The organism is Gordonia paraffinivorans, assembly GCF_900683595.1.
GTDB lineage: Bacteria > Actinomycetota > Actinomycetes > Mycobacteriales > Mycobacteriaceae > Gordonia > Gordonia paraffinivorans.
In genome coordinates, this window is sequence record NZ_CAACYD010000007.1 from 362497 (window position 1) to 381998 (window position 19502).

The 19502-nt window shown below is 69.7% G+C and carries 20 protein-coding genes; 12 read left to right on the forward strand and 8 right to left on the reverse strand.

From position 1 onward, the window contains the following. Window positions 1-14 precede the first annotated feature (14 nt). Window positions 15-848, forward strand: coding sequence for an MBL fold metallo-hydrolase (locus E1P53_RS14615; RefSeq protein ID WP_131734738.1), 834 nt, complete (start codon window positions 15-17; stop codon window positions 846-848). Between the two features lie 28 nt (window positions 849-876). On the opposite strand, the gene galE is transcribed toward E1P53_RS14615, so the two are convergent. Continuing rightward, window positions 877-1908, reverse strand: a complete 1032-nt coding sequence (gene galE / locus E1P53_RS14620; RefSeq protein ID WP_109239171.1) for a UDP-glucose 4-epimerase GalE — start codon at window positions 1906-1908, stop codon at window positions 877-879. Between the two features lie 41 nt (window positions 1909-1949). Continuing rightward, window positions 1950-2954, reverse strand: a complete 1005-nt coding sequence (gene rfbB / locus E1P53_RS14625; protein WP_131734739.1) for a dTDP-glucose 4,6-dehydratase — start codon at window positions 2952-2954, stop codon at window positions 1950-1952. Between the two features lie 112 nt (window positions 2955-3066). On the opposite strand from rfbB, the gene rfbA reads away from it, so the two are divergent. Both rfbA and E1P53_RS14635 read left to right on the forward strand, forming a co-directional pair. Beyond that, on the forward strand, window positions 3067-3942 hold the full coding sequence (gene rfbA / locus E1P53_RS14630; protein WP_131734740.1) for a glucose-1-phosphate thymidylyltransferase RfbA: 876 nt from the start codon (window positions 3067-3069) through the stop codon (window positions 3940-3942). Window positions 3943-3995: 53 nt separating this feature from the next. Beyond that, complete coding sequence (locus tag E1P53_RS14635; RefSeq protein ID WP_131734741.1) at window positions 3996-4616, forward strand: dTDP-4-dehydrorhamnose 3,5-epimerase family protein; 621 nt, start codon at window positions 3996-3998, stop codon at window positions 4614-4616. Between the two features lie 12 nt (window positions 4617-4628). On the opposite strand, the gene E1P53_RS14640 is transcribed toward E1P53_RS14635, so the two are convergent. Next, entirely contained in the window at window positions 4629-4976 is a 348-nt protein-coding gene (locus tag E1P53_RS14640) for a DUF2304 domain-containing protein (RefSeq protein ID WP_109239167.1), read from the reverse strand. A gap of 7 nt (window positions 4977-4983) precedes the next feature. Then, window positions 4984-5685: a polyprenyl-phospho-N-acetylgalactosaminyl synthase PpgS gene (ppgS, locus tag E1P53_RS14645; protein ID WP_006902134.1), complete on the reverse strand. Its 702-nt coding sequence runs from the start codon at window positions 5683-5685 to the stop codon at window positions 4984-4986. Window positions 5686-5755: 70 nt separating this feature from the next. Between ppgS and E1P53_RS14650 the strand changes: the two genes are divergently transcribed. Further along, window positions 5756-6604: a glycosyltransferase family 2 protein gene (locus tag E1P53_RS14650; RefSeq protein ID WP_131734742.1), complete on the forward strand. Its 849-nt coding sequence runs from the start codon at window positions 5756-5758 to the stop codon at window positions 6602-6604. 49 nt (window positions 6605-6653) lie between these two features. Here the strand turns inward: E1P53_RS14650 and E1P53_RS14655 are convergent, their stop codons facing one another. Both E1P53_RS14655 and E1P53_RS14660 read right to left on the reverse strand, forming a co-directional pair. Next, window positions 6654-7958 carry a polysaccharide biosynthesis protein gene (locus E1P53_RS14655; RefSeq protein WP_131734743.1) on the reverse strand — a complete coding sequence of 435 codons (1305 nt, stop codon included), beginning with the start codon at window positions 7956-7958 and terminating at the stop codon, window positions 6654-6656. Then, the gene (locus tag E1P53_RS14660) at window positions 7955-9331 is read right to left on the reverse strand and encodes a M1 family metallopeptidase (RefSeq protein ID WP_131734744.1); all 1377 of its coding nucleotides are present in this window, start codon (window positions 9329-9331) and stop codon (window positions 7955-7957) included. The genes E1P53_RS14655 and E1P53_RS14660 overlap by 4 nt, the downstream gene beginning before the upstream one ends. Before the next feature lie 193 nt (window positions 9332-9524). Here E1P53_RS14660 and E1P53_RS14665 point away from each other — a divergent pair, with 193 nt between their 5' ends. Next, complete coding sequence (locus E1P53_RS14665) at window positions 9525-9947, forward strand: DoxX family protein (protein ID WP_006902130.1); 423 nt, start codon at window positions 9525-9527, stop codon at window positions 9945-9947. An 82-nt stretch (window positions 9948-10029) separates the two neighbouring features. Here the strand turns inward: E1P53_RS14665 and E1P53_RS14670 are convergent, their stop codons facing one another. Beyond that, window positions 10030-10599, reverse strand: coding sequence for a hypothetical protein (locus E1P53_RS14670; RefSeq protein ID WP_040527460.1), 570 nt, complete (start codon window positions 10597-10599; stop codon window positions 10030-10032). Window positions 10600-10742: 143 nt separating this feature from the next. Between E1P53_RS14670 and E1P53_RS14675 the strand changes: the two genes are divergently transcribed. The 3 genes from E1P53_RS14675 to egtD all read left to right on the forward strand — a co-directional run bounded on the left by E1P53_RS14675 (window position 10743) and on the right by egtD (window position 13609). Beyond that, window positions 10743-11237, forward strand: a complete 495-nt coding sequence (locus E1P53_RS14675; RefSeq protein WP_040527459.1) for a DUF5709 domain-containing protein — start codon at window positions 10743-10745, stop codon at window positions 11235-11237. A 138-nt stretch (window positions 11238-11375) separates the two neighbouring features. Beyond that, window positions 11376-12635: an ergothioneine biosynthesis protein EgtB gene (egtB, locus tag E1P53_RS14680; RefSeq protein WP_131734745.1), complete on the forward strand. Its 1260-nt coding sequence runs from the start codon at window positions 11376-11378 to the stop codon at window positions 12633-12635. Then, window positions 12632-13609, forward strand: a complete 978-nt coding sequence (gene egtD / locus E1P53_RS14685; protein WP_131734746.1) for an L-histidine N(alpha)-methyltransferase — start codon at window positions 12632-12634, stop codon at window positions 13607-13609. Before egtB ends, egtD begins: the two co-directional genes overlap by 4 nt. A gap of 10 nt (window positions 13610-13619) precedes the next feature. Here egtD and E1P53_RS14690 read toward each other — a convergent pair whose 3' ends face one another. Next, window positions 13620-14690 (reverse strand): LLM class flavin-dependent oxidoreductase, encoded by a 1071-nt coding sequence (locus E1P53_RS14690; RefSeq protein WP_109239163.1) that lies wholly within the window; start codon window positions 14688-14690, stop codon window positions 13620-13622. Window positions 14691-14940: 250 nt separating this feature from the next. On the opposite strand from E1P53_RS14690, the gene E1P53_RS14695 reads away from it, so the two are divergent. From E1P53_RS14695 to E1P53_RS14710, 4 genes are all read left to right on the forward strand, one after another. Then, the gene (locus E1P53_RS14695) at window positions 14941-15327 is read left to right on the forward strand and encodes an SHOCT domain-containing protein (protein WP_109239162.1); all 387 of its coding nucleotides are present in this window, start codon (window positions 14941-14943) and stop codon (window positions 15325-15327) included. A gap of 65 nt (window positions 15328-15392) precedes the next feature. Beyond that, window positions 15393-16376 (forward strand): ABC transporter permease, encoded by a 984-nt coding sequence (locus E1P53_RS14700; RefSeq protein WP_131734747.1) that lies wholly within the window; start codon window positions 15393-15395, stop codon window positions 16374-16376. A gap of 1 nt (window position 16377) precedes the next feature. Further along, a complete protein-coding gene (locus E1P53_RS14705; RefSeq protein ID WP_131734748.1) occupies window positions 16378-17373 on the forward strand; it encodes an ABC transporter permease in 996 nt (331 codons plus the stop codon). Then, on the forward strand, window positions 17370-19493 hold the full coding sequence (locus tag E1P53_RS14710) for a dipeptide ABC transporter ATP-binding protein (protein ID WP_131734749.1): 2124 nt from the start codon (window positions 17370-17372) through the stop codon (window positions 19491-19493). The genes E1P53_RS14705 and E1P53_RS14710 overlap by 4 nt, the downstream gene beginning before the upstream one ends. Window positions 19494-19502: the final 9 nt, after the last annotated feature.

A 19502-nucleotide genomic window follows, 5' to 3' on the forward strand; every position in this document is an offset into this window, starting at 1 on the left:
GTAGACATCAGGCCATGCGGCCCTGGATGTGTGCGTTCTGTGCCAACGAGTTCCCGCCGGCGGACTCGCCGCCGGAGATCTGCCCGATCTGCGACGACGACCGGCAGTGGATTCCGTCCGACGGCCCTGCCTGGTTCCGGCTCGACGACCGGGCGGACAACACGCTCGCTGCGACCGAGGTCGAGCCGGGCCTGATCCGGCTGTCGCTGGAACCGCGCGTCGGCATCGGCCAGCAGGGCTTCCTCGTCGAGACCCCCGCGGGCAACATCCTGTGGGAACCGCCGGGATTCGTCGGCCCCGCCCTGGTCGACGAGATCGAACGGCGCGGCGGCATCGTGGCCGTCGCCGCGAGCCACCCGCACCTGCTCGGCGCCGGGGTGTCGCTCAGTCACAGGTTCGGACGGGTGCCGGTCTTCTACAACGCTCTCGACCGGCGCTGGCTGACCCGGCCCGACCTGGTCGTCGAGTTCTGGTCCGGCGAGACCGAGATCGTCGACGGGATACGGGTCGTCCGGTGCGGCGGCCACTTTCCCGGCAGTTCCGTGCTGCATCTGCCGAGGGCCGCCGGCGGCCGGGGCGCGATCCTGTCCGGCGACACCATCAAGGGCGTGCTGCAGCCGGGGATGGTCACCTTCATGCGCAGCTACCCGAACATGCTCCCGCTGTCCCCGCGACTGGTGCGCCAGATCGTCGGCCGGGTCTCCGCTCTCGGCTTCGACCGTCTCTACGACGCGTTCGGGGTGGTGGTCGAGAGGGACGCCAAGCAGGTCATCGAGACCTCGGCGCGCCGCTACATCGGCTGGGCGACAGACGAGATCACCGATCCCGACGACCCGGACGCGTGGTGAGCCGGCCCGTCCGGAGGTTCGGCGGATCTCAGTCGGCGGTCTCCTCGTCCGGGTATCCGTTCGGGTTCAGCGACTGCCAGCGCCACGTGTCGGCGCACATGTCGTCGATGGTCTTGGTGGCGTGCCAATCCAGGTCGGCATTCGCGCGGCTCGGGTCGGCGTAGGACGCGGCGATGTCGCCGGGCCGGCGCGGGGCGATCTCGTAGGGGATCTTCCGCCCGCTCGCCCGCTCGAAGGCGCGTACCACCTCGAGGACCGAAACGCCTTTGCCCGTACCGAGATTCCAGGTCGACATGCCGGTGTCGCCGGTGCTGATCCGGTCGAGCGCGGCGACGTGGCCGGCGGCGAGGTCGTCGACGTGGATGTAGTCGCGCACGCCGGTGCCGTCCGGGGTGTCGTAGTCGTCGCCGTACACCGAGAGCTTCTCGCGACGGCCCACCGCGACCTGCGCGACGAACGGCATCAGGTTGTTGGGGATGCCGGACGGGTCCTCGCCGATCTGCCCGCTCGGATGCGCGCCGACGGGGTTGAAGTAGCGCAGCGCCGCGATGCGCCAGCGCTCCGAACTCGCCGCGACGTCGCGCAGGATCTGTTCGATCATGACCTTGGTCCACCCGTAGGGGTTGGTCGCCGAGGTCGGCAGGTCCTCGGTCATGGGGAGCTCCGGGTCGGCGCCGTAGACGGTCGCCGAGGAGGAGAACACCAGCGTGTACACGCCGTGCCGTTCCATGGCGCGCAGCAGCGAGAAGGTGGTGCCGAGGTTGTTCTGGTAGTAGTCCAGCGGCTTGGCGACCGACTCGCCGACCGCCTTGAACCCGGCGAAGTGGATGACCGCGTCGACCTGCTCGGTGGCGAAGAACCGCTCGGTCTTGTCGACATCGGCGAGGTCGAAGGCATGCACCGGGATGGACCGCCCGGTCAGGGCCTCCAGACGCCCCACGACGCTGGGCTTCGCATTGCTGAAGTCGTCGACGATGACGACGTCATGCCCGGCCGAGACCAGTTGGACCACGGTGTGCGAGCCGATGTAGCCCGCGCCACCGCTGACGAGTACGCGCATGACAACACCGTAGGCGGCGTCGCGGGGAGAACGCCACGAGGTCAGCGGGTGATCTTCTCCGTGGCGGCGTACCTCGCCTCGACGGCGTCCTTGGCGGGCCGCCACCAGTCGGCGTTGTCGCGGTACCAGTCGATGGTGGCGGCCAGGCCGGCGCGGAAGTCGACGTACTCGGGTCGCCATCCGAGCTCGGTGCGCAGGCGGGTGGAGTCGATGGCGTAGCGGCGGTCGTGGCCGGGGCGGTCGGTCACGAAGTCGAAGGCGTCCTTCGACTGCCCCAGCAGTTCGAGGATGGTCTCGACCACGGTGCGGTTGTCGACCTCGCCGTCGGCGCCGATCAGATACGTCTCGCCGATCCGGCCCTTGTCGATGATGGTCCACACCGCGTCGTTGTGGTCGTCGACGTGGATCCAGTCGCGCACGTTGCGGCCGTCGCCGTACAGCCTGGGCCGCACGCCGGAGAGCACGTTGGTGATCTGGCGGGGGATGAACTTCTCGACGTGCTGGTACGGGCCGTAGTTGTTCGAGCAGTTCGAGATCGTCGCCGCCACGCCGAAGGAACGCACCCAGGCGCGCACGAGCAGGTCGCTGCCCGCCTTGGTCGAGCTGTAGGGGCTCGAGGGGTTGTAGGCGGTGGTCTCGGTGAACCGGGCCGGGTCGTCGAGGTCGAGGTCGCCGTAGACCTCGTCGGTGCTGATGTGGTGGTAGCGCACGCGATGCGCCCGGACGGCCTCGAGCAGGGTGTAGGTGCCGACCAGGTTGGTGTGCACGAACACCGACGGGTCCGCGAGCGAGTTGTCGTTGTGGGATTCGGCGGCGAAGTGCACCACCAGGTCGGTGTCGCCGACGAGCCGGTCGACCAGCGCGGCGTCGGCCACGTCGCCCTCGACGAGCTCCACCCGGTCGGCGACCGGGGCGAGGGTCTCCGGGTTGGCGGCGTAGGTGAGTTTGTCCAGCACCCGGATCGTCACCTCGGGTCGGGTGGCCAGCGTGCGCAGCACGAAGTTGGCCCCGATGAACCCGGCACCACCGGTCACGAGAACACGCACGACGTTCCTTCCGCCTCGGGGATCGGTGGTCGTCACTCTACCGAGGGCCGCCTGTGCCGCCGGTCGACGCAGGTCCGACGGGCGACGGCGCCCGGGCACTAGGCTGAGCGGCATGCGAGGGATCATTCTTGCCGGCGGCACCGGGTCCAGGCTGCATCCGATCACCCAGGGCGTGAGCAAGCAGCTGGTGCCGGTCTACGACAAGCCGATGATCTACTACCCGCTGTCGACGCTGATGCTCGCCGGCATCCGCGACATCCTGGTCATCACCACCCCGCACGACGCCCCGGCCTTCGAGGGGCTCCTCGGCAACGGCGAGCAGTTCGGCATCAGCCTCACCTACAAGACCCAGCCCTCGCCCGACGGCCTCGCCCAGGCGTTCACCCTCGGCGCAAACCACATCGGCGACGACTCGGTGGCGCTGGTCCTCGGCGACAACATCTTCTACGGCCCGGGCCTCGGCAGCCGCCTGCAGGGATTCGAGAACGTCGACGGCGGAGCGGTGTTCGCCTACTGGGTGTCCAACCCGGAGGCCTACGGCGTCGTCGAGTTCGACGAGCACGGCACCGCGATCTCGCTGGAGGAGAAGCCGGCGCAACCGAAGTCGAACTTCGCGGTACCCGGCCTGTACTTCTACGACAACGAGGTCGTCGAGATCGCCCGCGGACTGAGGCCCAGCGCGCGCGGCGAGTACGAGATCACCGACATCAACGCCCACTACCTCGAACGCGGGAAGCTCTCGGTGACCGTGCTCCCGCGCGGCACCGCCTGGCTCGACACCGGCACCTTCGACTCGCTGCTCGACGCCGGCAACTTCGTGCGCACCGTCGAACAGCGCCAGGGACTCAAGATCGCGTGCCCGGAGGAGATCGCCTGGCGCCGTGGATTTCTCACCGACGACGAACTGCGTTCCCGCGCAGAGGGACTCACCAAGTCCGGGTACGGCGCCTACCTGCTCGAGCTCCTCGAACGCGGCAAGCAGTTCTGACCGATCCCGGCAACGGCCCTCCCGACAGTTCCCCAGACGCGAAAGGCACATCCATGAAGGTCCGACCGCTCTCGATCGACGGCGCGTGGGAGTTCACCCCGGTCCAGCACGGTGACGCGCGCGGGCTGTTCGCCGAGGTCTTCAAGGGCGACCTCCTGTCGGAGGTGATCGGCCATCGGCTCGACCTCGCGCAGGCGAACCTGTCGGTGTCGGCGGCCGGGGTGTTGCGCGGCGTGCACTTCGCCGACGTGCCGCCCGGCCAGGCCAAGTACGTGACGTGCCCGTCGGGGGCGATCTTCGACGTCATCGTCGACATCCGCGTCGGATCACCGACCTTCGGGCAGTACGACACGGTCCTGCTCGACGACGTCGACCGCCGCGCGGTGTACCTGTCCGAGGGGCTCGGTCACGCGTTCTGCTCCCTCGCCGACGGCTCGACCGTCACCTACCTCTGCTCGACCGGCTACAACCCGTCCGGCGAGCACGGCATCAATCCGCTCGACCCGGAACTCGGCATCGAGTGGCCGACGCAGGGCCGCGACGGCCGCCCGCTCACCTACGAGCTGTCGCCGAAGGACACCGCCGCGCCGGGCCTGTCGGAGGCGCGGGAATCGGGACTGCTGCCGCAGCACGGCGACGTGGCCGCGTTCCTGCGGGGCCTGGCCGAAGAATAGCGTTCCGGCCGATCAGGACTCGTGGTCCTCGGGCTTCTCGGCATTCTGCAGCGCGATGGCGCGGGCGAGGCGGGCGTACTTGACCTCGAGGTCGCGGAAGCGCAGATACGTCGACACCGTGGTGAACGCGAACGCGATCACCAGGAGGAACAGGACGAGGTCGAGTCCGCGCTGGATGCCGAGCTTGTTGGCGACCCAGGTGACGTCGTCCTGGCGCAGCATCGCGTACACGCCGAAGCAGATGAACGCGACGAACAGGATCTTCACGCCCGCAGACGACCTCGCGGTGCCGCGGTTGACGACGAAGAACCCGACGAGCGCGAGAAGCCCGATGATCGCGAGGATCTGGAACCAGATCATCGTGCCCTCACTTCCTCATCCGGGTGTGGAACAGGCCGTCGGCGACGATGTTGACCCCGTTGATCAACGACTGTCCTTTCGCCCGCGAGTAGTCGGTGTAGAGGATCGTGACCGGCTGCTCGGCGACCCGCCACCCGTGGTGGTCGATGAGCGCGATGAACTCCGACGCGTGGCTCATGCCGCTCATCAGCAGGTCGAGATCGTCGGCGACCTTCTTGTTGAACGCCCGCAGGCCGTTGTGGGCGTCGGAGAGCCCGAGCCGGCGCGTCCGCGGGCTCAGGAAGACGATGGTGCGCAACGCCATCCGGCGCAGCCACGGCACCGATTCGCTGCGGCCCTCGGCGAAGCGGGTGCCCACGATGATGTCGACCGGCTCGGTGCGCAGGCGGGCGATCATCGCCGAGACGTCGTCGACCTGATGCTGGCCGTCGGCGTCGAAGGTGACGAAGTAGCGGGCCCCGGGCTGCCGGCGCGCGTATTCGACGCCGGTCTGGATCGCCGCACCCTGACCGAGGTTGACCGGGTGGCGCACCAGGTGGACCCCGGCGGCGCGGATCTCGTCGGCGGAGTTGTCCGACGAGCCGTCGTCCACGCAGACGATGTTGGGGAAGGTCTCGCGGGCGGAGGTCACGACCTCGCGGATCACCTGGCCCTCGTTGTAGACGGGCACCACCAGCCACACGTCGGTGTTGGTGCTGGGGTCGGCCATGGTCAACAACCCTAACGTGGCCGGTCGCGGGCCTGTCAGCCGCCGGTGGCCGACGGTCTAGTCTTGTCGGGTGCCGATCGACGTGATGATGCCCTTCTACGGCGACGTCGCGCAGTTCCGGCTGGCCGTGAGCAGCGTCCTCGACCAGACCGATCCCGACCTCCGGCTGGTCGTGGTCGACGACTGCTACCCGGACCCGGCCCCGCGCGAGTGGCTGACGGGCCTCGGCGACGCCCGCGTGCAGTACCTGCGCAACGAGTCGAACCTGGGTGTCAACGGCAACTTCCGACGCTGCGTCGACCTGGTCACGGCCGACTGGTTCGTGGTGATGGGCTGCGACGACGTGATGCACCCCGACTACCTCCGGACCGTCCGCACGCTGGCCCGGCATCACCCGAAGGCATCGGTGATCCAGCCGGGCGTCGACGTCATCGACGAGAACGGCCGGCCGGTGCGCCCGCTGGGCGACCGGATCAAGAACGTCCTGGCGCCGTCCTTCGCGAGCGAGCTGTCCGGCGAGCGACTCGTGACGGGGCTCTTCCACGGCAACTGGACCTACTTCCCGTCGTTGCTGTGGCGGACTGCTGCGGTCCGCGAGGTGGGGTTCCGGCCCGGCCTGGAGATCGTCCTGGACCTCGCGCTGCTGGTCGACCTGGCCGCGGCCGGCGGGTCGCTCGTCTACGACCCCGAGGTGGTGTTCTCCTACCGCAGGCACTCGGCGTCGGTGAGTTCGGTGCAGGCGGTCGACGGCCGGCGCTTCGACGAGGAGAACCGCTTCTTCGCAGAGGAGGCGAGGCGGTTCGCCGAGCGTGGCTGGCCGCGGGCCGCGCGTGCGGCGCGCCTGCACGCCACGTCGAGGCTGAACCACCTGCAGGCGCGGGTGGGCGCGTCGATCGGGGCCCTCGCGCGTCGTCGGTGACCGCGATTCGCAGGTCCGGGTGCGCAGGGATACCCGGGCCGCCGTGTGGTCACACGGGTGTCGCGCGTGGACCCGGGCCGCGCCGGAGCACTCCGAGCAGGTGCACGCCGAGTCCCGCGACCGGTCCGAGGATCAGGGCGACGCAGGTCCGCACCTCCACGCCGGCGGGGAGCAGCAGCATCGCGACCGCGACGATCGTCGCCACCCACCAACCCGCCGCATACCAGCGGTGGGCGCCTGCGGCGATGGCCGCCGCGCCGGTGACGGTCAGCAGCGCCAGGCCGGTGGCGCCGCCGGTGAGCAGGGAGACGACGAGGCCGTCGAGATCGAAGTCGGCGCCGAACACGGTCCGCAGCAGCCACGGACCCACCATCCAGGCGGCCACCATGCCGAGGCCGCCGATGATCCCGACCACGCCCAGCGGCGCGGCCAGGGCGGCGAACGGCCGGTGGCGCCGGTCGACGAACCGGGAGATCAGCACGCCCTGGAAGCTGTTGAGCGGCACCAGCAGCGGTGCGCGGGTCAGGGTCACGGCGAGGATGAGCGCACCGATCACCCGGGCCTCGTCCGCATCGGGTGCGCCGCGCAGGTTGGCGGTGAGGTTGATCAGGACCGGGAAACCCATGACGAGGACGGCACTGGCGGCCGCGGCGGCCATCGCGGTCAGGGTGTTCGCGGTGAGACGGCCGGCCGGGACGTCGCCGCCGACGCCGAGGGCGGCGCGCGCCGCCGGTGAGACCAGCAGCAGGACGCACCACGACACCGAGCCGATGACCGTGATGACCAGGAACGCGGTGGTGCCCCAGCCGGCGGCCACCGCGACGACCGCCCCGGCGAGACGGATCAGCGCGTCCACCGACAGCAGCAGGGCGAAGGACGACCAGCTCACCATCCCCGACAATGCGCCGCACAGATGCGCGTAGACCGCGAAGCTCGCCACGCCGACGGCCAGCAGGACGACCGACAGCCCGCGCTCGGAGCTGAACACCTGACCGCCCCACAGGGGCGAGGAGGCGGCCACGAGCACGGCCAACCCGACCCCGATCCCGGCGTTCACCAGCACCGGACGCGAACGGCTCGGCGCGTCGGCGGCCGCGCGAACCGCACGGGTGGTCTCCTGCAACTGGCCGTTCTGGGCGCCGGTGACCAGGCCGTAGGCCGCCCAGAACACGGCGAACACGCCGTAACCGACCGCCCCGAGATGCCGGGCGGCGAGCAGCAGCACGAGATAGCCCGACGCCGCCGCGATCAGGGTCGCGATCGTCACCCGGCCCAGCGAGCGCGCGCCGGCGTCCCGCCGGGTCGGCGCGGAACCGCGCCGCTCGGGCGTCGACGCCGTCGGATCGCTCGTCATCGGTCGGCGCGGCCAACCGGGAACGGGGGCAGTTCCGGGGTGAAGAGCCAGGCGTCCCACAGGTCCTTGAGCGGTTGCGACGAGAAGTTCGCCGCCAGCGCCATGAAGTCCTCGGTGGTCACCGAGCCGTACCGGTACTTCTCGGTCCAGCGGCGCAGGAGCGCGAAGAAGCCGTCGTCCCCGACGGTCAGTCGCAGCGTGTGCAGGGTGAGCGCGCCGCGCTTGTACACCCAGTCGTCGAACATCTTGCGCGGCGTGGGGTCGGCGAGCGGCACGCGCACCGGGTGGGCGGCGAGCTTCTCGTAGTAGTGGCGTCCCCACTCGTCGGCGCTGCGGTCGCCGGACCGCTCGCTCCACAGCCATTCCGCGTAGCACGCGAATCCCTCGTGCAGCCAGATGTCGCGCCAGCGCGACGCGGTCACCGAGTTGCCGAACCACTGGTGGGCGAGCTCATGGGCGATGAGCCGCTCGGCGTCGCGGCTGCCGTCGCAGTGATTGGCGCCGAAGGTGGAGAAGGACTGCGCCTCGATGGGGATCTCGAGATCGTCGTCGGTCACCACCACGGTGTACTGCGGGAACGGATACGGCCCGAACATGTCGACGAACGCCGAGATCATCTCCGTCTGCCGGCCGAAGTCGACGCCGAAGTTCTCCTCGAGCCGCGGCGGGATGAGACCGGTCACGGGAAAGGGCTCGGAGGCCAGTGGGACCTGCTTGTACTGGCCGATCTGGATCGACGCCAGATAGGTCGGCATCGGCTCGACCTGCTCGTACACCCAGGTGGTCCGCGCGGCCCGGACCCGCCGCGACTCCAGGACCCCGTTGGCGAGGGCGTGGTACGGGCTGTCGGTGGTGATCGAGATGCGGTAGGGCGCTTTGGCGATCGGGTGGTCGTCGCACGGGAACCACGACGCCGCGCCGTTCGGCTGGTTGGCGCACAGCGAACCGTCGGTCAGCTCCTCCCAGCCGACCTCTCCCCAGGGGCCGCGGATCGGCCGGGGGCTGCCGTGGTAGCGCACGGTGATCGTCATCGCGCCCCCGGGCGGGATCGGCGTCTCGGGCGTGACGGTCAGCTTGTTGCGGCGATGGGAGTAGCGGGCGCGCTTGTCGTTGACCGACACGCGCTGCACCGACAGGGAACTCGCGAGATCGAGGCCGAAGCGCGTCAGCTCACCCAGCGAGGTCGCGGTCAGCACCGCCGTGCCGTCGAGGCGGTTGCTGGACACCTTGTACTCGAGTTCGAGGTCGTAGCGCGAGATCCGGTAACCCAGGTTGCCGTTGTCGGGGAGGTAGGGGTCCAGCACGTCGGACGGTGCTCCCAGCACTGGCCCACGGGCGTTGCCGCGTGACCCCGGGCCAGATTTGCGCGGCACTCTCGACTCCACTCCGTTCTGCCAGATGGCATCGGCCCCACCTGGATCGTGAAGGGTCACGAGGCGGTGTCGGTTGGGCGGCGATGTCTCGATTTCGGCGTATCACCCGCGGCGAGAAGGTGTCGTCGCAGACACTGAGAGAGTACCCGGCGGCGGGGATCCGCCGCCTGCCCGACGATGCGAGGAGAACGGCATGATCGGAAGTCTGGCGCAATTTCTCGCGCGACTGATACTGGGCATCATCTTCATCGCGCACGGTTGGCAGAAGCTCGTCACCAACGGCATGGACGCGACCAAGGCGGCATTCGGCCCGGCGGGGATGGACGTGCCGTTCCCGGAGTTCGCCGCCTACTACGCCACCTGGGTCGAGCTGATCGGCGGCATCATGCTGATCATCGGCCTCCTGCTGCCGCTCGTCGCGGTCCTCCTCATCGCGGACATGATCGGCGCGATCGTGTTCGTGCACGCCGACGCGGGGTTCTGGAACCTCGACGGCGGGTACGAGTGGCCGCTCGCACTGATCGCCGGCCTGCTCGCGGTCGGGTTCACCTCCAACGGTCGTGTCGCGGCGGACAGCTACCTGGTCCGCCGACGCCGACGCACCGACGTGGTCTGATCCCCCACGCAGACCCACCCTTTGTGGACAGGATCACCGGCCGAACAGCGGGTGGTTCTGTCCACTAAGGGTGGGTGTGTCGTCAGACCAGGGCGAGGCCGTCGATGGTCGCGGCGGCGCTCGCCTCCTCGGTGTCGCCGAGTTCGTCGACGAGCCGCGTGATCAGCTCGCGCTCCTCGTCGGCGTGGCGCAGTCCCACGCCGTCGATCAGTCCCGGCGAGATGATCTCCACCGGGTCGAGGCCGTGGCGGTGCGCGACGGCCGCGCCGAGGAGTCGGTGCGCCTGTGCGGGGTCGTCGTCCCAGACGGCGTCGGCGGTCAGCAGGTACAGCCGGACCGCGGGCGGATAGTCCTCGAGGTGCACGAGCGCCCACGCCCAGTGCTTGGCCACGTCGACGGTGTCGGCCTCGCCGCGACCGTGGGTGCGCACGTACTTGCTGTGCAGCTCGCTGCACAGGTAGTTGGCGTCGAGCCACAGGTTCAGGTGTGACATGCAGCGGACGCAGTCGTGGAGGTTGGAGAGGTACCTGATCGAGTAGGGGCCCTCGCGCCGTGCCCGGACCTCGCGGAGCACGGAGTACGACGCGAGCGCGTGATCGTATTCGCCCGCCGCGTAGAGGGCGTCGGCCTCGGCCTGTAGTTCCTCGATCATCTTTCGCATTGTCGTCCACCGGACCGGCCCTCACGTGCGATTTGACCGAACTGGGACAACCCGGTGGTCATGTCGCATCCTTGCGCCGGATCGGGTCGTCGGGCCTCTGGCACACGCCGGTGGAGGCTGGCATCGTGACATGCATGAAAGACGACATCGGCAGCACCCCGGAAGGCACCGACGGCGAGTACAGCCTCGACGAGGACGATCAGCTCCAACCCGAGGACACGCTGATCGATCGCGGCATAGACGACGTGCTCGACGAGGGGTACTCGCCGCCGGACTACCCGCCCAAGGGCGCGACCCGCGGGCTGACCGCCCGCGAACAGCGTGAGGGGGAGACGCTCGACGAACGTCTCTCCGAGGAGGAACCCGACGTCGGCGCGGCCGATCCGCTGGACGAGATCACCGCCGAGGAGCGTGCCCGAACAGATTGGCGCGCGCACGATTCCGACTACGACGAGGAGTTCGCCACCGACGACGAGGTCGGCGTCCGGCGTGCCGGCCGGCTCATCGCGCCCGATCTCGGCTCGGGCATCGACACCGAGTCCGAGGCGATCGCCGACGACGCGGGCATCGACGGCGCCGGCGCCTCCGCGGAGGAGGCGGCCGTGCACTACATCGACGACGAGGAGTAGCGCTCCCACCCGGCCGTCCGGGGACGCCGACGGTCGGTTGCGCGGGGGATCATCGTTGACAGGACGGGATGCCCCCGTGACGATGGATGCGGAGTCACGCCGCCGCACCCTCCGCACCTTGCCACGGGAGGTAATCCAGTGAGCATCACCGAGTCCGCCGTCCGCCCCGAGAAGCAGTCAGGCGCCGATCCCGTCCGGCGGTACCTCGAGGTGCGTGCGCTGACCGATCATCTCGCCGAACGCCTCTCACCCGAGGACCAGACGCCGCAGTCGATGACCGAGGCGAGTCCCGCGAAATGGCATCGGGCGCACGTGACCTGGTTCTTCGAGGAGTTCGTCCTCCGCGCCGACCCCGACTACGTCGTCTACGACGAGACCTTCCGCTACCTGTTCAACAGCTACTACGAGGCAGTGGGAGAACGGCATCCGCGCCCCGACCGCGGGCTGGTGACCCGTCCCGGCGTCCGCGACATCACCCGGTATCGGGAACACGTCGACGCCGCGATGGTCGAGGCGCTGCAGGCCGGTCGGCTCGACGACGCCGCCCTCGCTCTGGTGGAACTGGGGTGCAATCACGAGCAGCAGCACCAGGAATTGCTGCTCATGGACATCAAGCACCTGTTCTCGATCCACGCCTTCGGTCCGGTCTACGTCGATCGAGAGCCCGACGTCCCGGGCCGGCCGCGGCCGATGGGGTGGCGCGGCTTCTCCGGCGGCGTCCACGAGATCGGTGCGGTCGGCAGCGGTTTCTCCTACGACAACGAGGGACCGCGTCATCGGGTGTTCCTCGAGGACTTCGAGATCTCCGACCGGCTGGTCACGAATGCCGACTGGCTGGAGTTCATGGCCGACGGCGGCTACCGCCGCCACGAGTTCTGGCTGTCCGACGGCTGGGCGAAGATCAAGGAAACCGGTTGGGAGGCGCCGGGTTACTGGCATAAGGAGGACGACGGCACCTGGACCACGTTCACCCTGTCCGGCCGCCGTCCCGTCGTTCCCGACGAACCGGTGGTGCACGTGTCCTTCTACGAGGCGGACGCGTATGCGAAGTGGGCAGGCGCCCGCCTGCCCACCGAGTTCGAGTGGGAGGTCGCGGCCGGCACCCTCGGTGACGCGCGCGGCCAGTTGCTCGACCCCGACCGATGTCATCCCGGCCGCGTGACCTCCGGGATGGTGGGGGACGTGTGGGAATGGACCGCGAGCGCCTACCTGCCGTATCCGGGCTTCGTCCCCGCCAACGGCGCGGTCGGCGAGTACAACGGGAAGTTCATGAGCGACCAGCACGTCCTGCGTGGCGCGAGCGCGATCACCCCGGCCGGGCACGAACGCATCACCTATCGCAACTTCTTCCCGGCCGCGTCGCGGTGGGTCTTCGCCGGACTGCGACTCGCCCGATGACCACGACCGGCCCAGGGCGGGCGGACACGCGCGAGGTGAACGGCCTTGCCGCAGACGCCCTCTCAGGGTTGTGGCAGGACCCGCCCCGCCTCCCGACCAAGTGGCTGTACGACGAGCGCGGCAGCAGGCTCTTCGACGAGATCACCCGCCTGCCCGAGTACTACCCGACCCGCCGCGAGACCGCGATCCTGCGCGCGCGGGCCGCCGAGATCGCCGAGGTCACCGAGGCGCAGGTGATGGTGGAACTCGGCTCGGGCACCTCGACCAAGACCAGGCTCCTGCTCGACGCGTTCACCGACCCGGCCGCACCGGGACGACGGTTCACCTACGTACCCGTCGACGTCAGCACCGAGGTCCTCACGGCCAGCGCGGAGGCGCTGTCGCAGGACTATCCGGGCATCGAGGTGGTGCCGGTGGTCGCCGACTTCACCGAACCCGACCTGACCCTTCCCGACGCGGACGGCCCGCGCCTGGCGGTGTTCCTCGGCGGCACCATCGGGAACTTCGACGCCGACGCCCGCGCAGAGTTCTACCGGCGGCTCGCCGGCTCGCTGTCGCCGGGCGACTGGTTCCTGCTCGGCACCGACCTCGTCAAGGACACGGGCCGGCTCGTCGCCGCCTACGACGACGCCGCCGGGGTCACCGCGGATTTCAACCGCAACATGATCGAGGTGCTGCGCACCGGACTCGATGCCCGCGGACTCTACGCCGACGACTTCGAGCACATCGCCCGGTGGAATCCGCGCGAGCACCGGATCGAGATGTGGTTGCGCGCACGGCGGGACATCGAGGCCTACTTCGCGGTGCTGGGCCGGTCCTGGCGGCTGCCGGCCGGGGCCGAGATCCACACCGAGATCAGCACCAAGTTCGATCCCGACTCCCTTCGAAAGGAGTTGGAGGAGTCCGGGTTCGGCGTCGTGTCCACCTGGACGGACGACTTCGGGGACTTCGCACTGACGCTCGGGCGACGCTGACGAGCTCGATTCAGCCGTCCGCGAGCAGCTCCCGGACGCGCGGGATGACCTGCGTGCCGTACAACTCGATGCTCCGCATCAGCTGAGCGTGGCCGAGCGTGCCGTGCGAGTACTTCATGTCGAAACGGCTCAGCCCCAACGCCTTCGACGTCGACGCGATCTTGCGGGCGACCGTCTCCGGCGAGCCGACGAACAGCGCTCCGCCGGGACCGGTCGACCGCTCGAAGTCGAACCTGCTCGGCGGCGGCCAGCCGCGTTCGCCGCCGATCCGGCCGACGTACTCCCGGTAGTGCGGCCACAACTCCTCACGGGCCTGCTCGTCGGTGTCGGCGACATGGCCCGGACAGTGGACGCCCACGGGGAGTGCGTCCCTGCCGATCTCCGACAGCGCGCGGTGATACAGGTCGACGAAGGGGCGGAAGCGGACCGGATCGCCGCCGATGATGGCCAGCATGAGAGGGAGTCCGTAAGACGCGGCCCGGACCACGGATTCGGGGCTGCCGCCGACCGCGATCCAGGTGGGCAGCGGCGGGTTCTCCAGCTCCGGGAACACGCGCTGATCCCGCAGCGGGCCGCGTGTCGAGCCCGACCAGGTGACCGGACGGCCCGTGCGCAGCTGCGCGAACAGCGAGAGCTTGTCGTCGAAGAGTTCCTCGTAGTCGGCGAGGTCGAAGCCGAACAGCGGGAACGACTCGGTGAAGGAGCCGCGGCCCAGGATCACCTCCGCACGTCCCGACGACAACGCGTCGACCGTGGAGAACCGCTGGAAGACGCGGATCGGGTCGTCGGAGCTCAACACGGTCACCGCCGACCCGAGACGCATCCGGCTCGTCCGCGCGGCCACGGCGCCGAGCACCACCTCCGGCGCCGAGACCGCGTAGTCGGGGCGGTGGTGCTCGCCCACACCGAGGAAGTCGACGCCCACCTCGTCGGCGAGAACGGCCTGCTCGAGCAGGTTTCTCAGGGTCTGGGCCCCGGAGATGAGGGTGCCGTCGGCCTCGGCGGTGACGTCACCGAACGTGTCGAGGCCGAGTTCGAGCTCGGCAGTTCCGAGTTCGGCTGCGGCGGTCTGCGATTCCATCTCGTCTCTCTCGTCTGTCGTGCCGTCCGCGGTCCGGCCGGCACGGTGCGAATCGTGTCATGAACGGACGATCTGTGTCATTCGGGGAGACGGGCCGACGTGGCTCGACGGTACGGGGCGTCGGACGTGTTAAGAGTCTTCCCGGTTGTTTCCGCCTGATCGCGCGCCCCGTGTGTACGGCTGTGACATGCTCTTATCCGTCCGGGGGCCATCTGGCGTGGTCCCTTTACCCAAGTGAAGGAGACTCCAGATGTGGGATTCGTTCTGGGATTTCATCTGGTACACCGTCGTCATCTTCGCCTTCGTCGCGTACCTGATCGTCCTGTGGCACATCATCACCGACCTGTTCCGTGACAAGGCCGCGTCGGGCTGGCAGAAGGCCGTCTGGGTGATCTTCCTGATCATCTTCCCGTACCTCACCGCCATCGTGTACCTGCTCGTCAAGGGCAAGGGGATGGCCGAGCGTCAGCGTGAGGCCTACGCGCAGGCCAAGGCCGCCTCCGACGAGTACATCAAGTCGGTCGCGGGGACCTCGCCCACGCAGCAGATCGCCGAGGCGAAGGCGCTTCTCGACTCCGGCGCCATCACCCCGGAGGAGTTCGAACGACTCAAGGCCGAGGCCCTCAAGACCGCGTGAGTCGCAACGCGGCCGGTTCCGAGAGGACCGAGCAGACCGGACCGACCCACTGACCTGGAGCCGCGGTGATCGGATACCTGTGCAAGCGCATCGCTGCGTGGGCCGTCCTCGTCGTCATCGCGACGAATCTGACGTATTTCCTGGCCAGTTGGTTCCTCGACCCCCGATCCAACTACGCGATCCGCCGGCCCCCGTTGCCGGAGAGCGTCGTCGACGCCACCCTGGGCAAGTACAACCTCAACGACAAGACCCCGCTGGTCGAGCGTTGGTGGAACTGGCTGACCGGGGTGCTGTTGCACTGGGATTGGGGGTCGACACCGGTCGGTGAGAGCGTCAACGCCGAGATCGGCTTCCGCCTGATCTCCTCGGTGCAGCTCCTCGCCGCCGCGACGATCATCTCCACGGTCCTCGGCATCGCCCTGGGCGTCTACACCGCCCTCCGCCAGTACCGGCTCGCCGACCGCACGTGGCAGTTCATCTCGATCGCGATGATCAACCTGCCGGTGCCGGTCGTCGGCCTCGGCATCGTTCTGGCGGCCATCTCGCTCAACCAGACCCTCGGCCACACCGTGGTCTACGTGTCCGGCGCGTCGAGCGTCGGGGTCGAGGGATTCTGGCCGGTCGTCGCCGACCGCATCCAGCACCTCATCCTGCCCACGATCACCCTCGTGGTGATCCAGTACGCGGGCCTGCACCTGCTCCAGCGCTCGCTGGTCCTCGACACGATCAACGCCGACTACGTCCGCACCGCCCGCGCCAAGGGGCTGACCCGTGGCGTCGCGGTCCGGCGGCACGCCCTGCGCACGGCCATCATCCCGGTCGCGGTGGGCATCGCCTTCGCCATCCCGGCCGTGTTCACCGGCGCGGTCCTCACCGAGACGATCTTCGGGTGGGAGGGCATGGGCCGGTACTTCGTCACGTCGATCACCACCAACGACATCCACGGCGTGGTGGCGGTCGCCGCCTTCGGCGCCCTCGCGACGGCCGTCGGCGCGATCCTCGCCGATCTCGCGGTGGTCTGGCTCGACCCGAGAGTGCGGGTGAGATGAGATGACGATGATCCCGCCGGAACCCCGCGGCCCGGAGTCGGGGCACCGCGACGCGACCGCCCCGCTGATGGGCGAGACCGGAGGTCTCCTCCGGGAGACCGACGCCACCGCGGCCCCGCTCACCCGGCGCCGACGGGGACGCACGGCGATCCTCGCGAAACGCTACGCGCGCAACCGCCCTGCGCTGTTCGGCCTCGGCATCTTCGGCCTGCTCGTGGCCTTCGCGGTGTTCGGCGGCCTGTTCACCGCCTACTCCTACACCGACGTCGACTTCCTGGCGATCGGCTTCCCGCCCGGATCGGCGGGCTCCGACGGCACCCACTGGTTCGGCACCGACGACGCCGGCAACGACCTGTACGCCCAGGTGGTGCACGGGCTCCGGCGGTCGCTGACGATCGCGGTCGCCGTGTCGGTGGGCACCACCCTGATCGCCGCGCTCCTCGGCGGGTTCGCGGCCTACTTCGGCGGGTGGGTGCAGCGCATCGTGCTCGGCGTGGTCTATCTGCTCCTCGTCGTGCCGACGTTCCTCATCCTCGCCCTGGTCTCCACCAGCACCGGCGGTGACTGGCGCTGGCTGATCGTCGTGCTGATCGCCTTCGGCTGGATGATGCTCGCCCGTGTGATCCACTCGCTGGCGCTGACGGTCCGGGAACGGTCGTACGTGACCGCCGCGCGGTACATGGGGGTCTCGGCGCCGGTGATCATCGTCCGGCACATCCTGCCCAACATCGCCTCCCTGCTGGTGATCAACTTCGCGCTGGGGATCGTCGCCACGGTCCTGACCGAGACGGGCCTGTCGTTCCTGGGGTTCGGCGTCACGATCCCCGACGTCACCCTGGGCTCGCTCCTGCAGGCGGGTGCGGGCACCCTCGCGGCGTCGCCGTGGTTGTTCTGGTTCCCGGCCGCGGCGTTGTCTCTCCTCACGGTCTCGTTGGCGCTCGTCGCGGACGGGCTGCGCGACGCCTTCGACCCGACCTCGGGCGGGGCGGACCGATGACCGCGACCCGGGCGGCCGACGCCGCGACCGCCGCGCAGGTGCTGCAGGTCCGCCACCTGCGCGTGGATTTCCCCAGCGAGGCGGGCACGATCCACGCGGTCCGCGGCCTCGACCTCGATCTGACGCCGGGCCGGACCACCGCGCTCGTCGGCGAGTCGGGTTCGGGCAAGTCGGTTTCCGCCCTGGCCGTCCTGGGCCTGCTCCCGGACCGGGCCCGGGTCGAGGGTTCGGTCGCGCTACGTGGCCGGGAACTGACCGGCCTCTCCGACAAGGAGATGTCGGCGATCCGGGGTGCGGAGATCGCGATGGTCTTCCAGGATCCGCTGTCCTCGCTGACCCCGGTGTTCACCGTCGGGGCCCAGATCACCGAGGCGTTGCGCGCGCACCGGTCGATGTCGGCGCGGCAGGCGTGGACGCGGGCGGTCGAGCTCCTCGATCTCGTCGGCATCGGCGACCCGCAGCGTCGTGCCAGAGCGTTCCCGCACGAGTTGTCCGGCGGCATGCGGCAGCGCGTGATGATCGCGATGGCCATCGCGAACGATCCGGCGGTCATCGTCGCCGACGAACCGACGACGGCTCTCGACGTGACCATCCAGGCGCAGATCCTCGACCTGCTCGACGCCGCCCGGCGCGAGACCGGCGCGGCGATGCTGCTGATCACCCACGATCTCGGGGTGGTGGCCGGCCACGCCGACGACGTCGTCGTGATGTACGCCGGCCGCGCCGTCGAGACCTCCGACGTGGACACCCTGTTCGAGCGTCCGCGCATGCCGTACACGATCGGCCTGCTCGGCGCGGTTCCGCGGGTGGACCGGCGCACCGATGCCCTGATCCCGATCCCGGGTTCGCCGCCGGCCCTCCTCGGCATCGGCGACGAATGCCAGTTCGCGCCACGGTGTCCCGTGGCCGTCGACGATTGCCGGCGGACCGAGCCGCGGCTCATCGAGGTCGGTGCGCCCGGTGCCGGCTCGCCGGCGCACCGGGCAGCCTGCATCCGGGCGGGGGAGATCGGCGCCGACGGGCGGATCGGGGACGAACCGGTCTTCGGTGCCGCCGAGACCCTCCCACGGTCGCCGGCGCCGGACCGGGACAGTCGACCCCCGGTGCTCGAGGTGGCCGGCCTGACCAAGGTCTTCCCGCTCACGAGCGGTCTCCTCCGACGCCGGGTCGGCGAGGTCCGCGCGGTCAACGGCATCGACTTCGACATCCGGCTCGGCGAAACCCTCGCGCTCGTCGGCGAGTCCGGCAGCGGCAAGTCGACGACGCTGTTGGAGATCATGGATTTCGCCCAGCCTCCGGGCGTGGTGCGCATCGGCGGCGTCGATCCGGCGGCGGTGCCGCGGCGGGAGGCGAAGGCGCTGCGCCGCAAGGTGTCCATCGTCTTCCAGGACCCGGCCGATGCGCTCGACCCGAGATTCACCGCGTTCGATCTCATCGCCGAACCGTTGCGCGCACTGGGGGTTCCGAAGCCGGACACCGAGATCAGGGTCGACGCGCTGATGCGCCGCGTCGGACTCGATCCCGTCCACGCCGACCGGTTCCCCTCCGCCTTCTCCGGAGGCCAGCGCCAGCGACTGGCCATCGCTCGTGCGCTGGCCACCGAGCCCGACCTGATCGTCCTCGACGAGCCGTTGTCGGCACTCGACGTCTCGGTGCAGGCCGAGATCGTCAACCTGATCCGTCGGCTCCAGACCGACTTCGACGTCGCGTATCTCGTCGTGGCGCACGATCTCTCGGTGGTGCGGCACATGGCCGACCGGGTCGCGGTGATGTACCTGGGATCGATCGTGGAGATCGGCGCCGCCGACGCCGTGTTCGCCGCTCCGGCACATCCCTACACGCGGGCGTTGCTGTCGGCGGTGCCCGTGCCCGATCCACGGGTCGAACGCGAGCGGCGACCGATCATCCTGCACGGCGAACAGCCGAGTGCCACCAGGGAGATCGTCGGATGCGCCTTCGCCGGCCGTTGCCCGCTCCACGCCCGTCTCGACGAGGCGCGCCGCGAACGCTGCCGGACGAGCGGCCCCCTGTTGCGCCCGGCGATCGGGTCCGACGCCGCCGGGACGGCACCGTCGCCCGATCACCGTGCGGCGTGCCACTTCCTGGAGGTGGAGCGGTGAGGCGCTGGT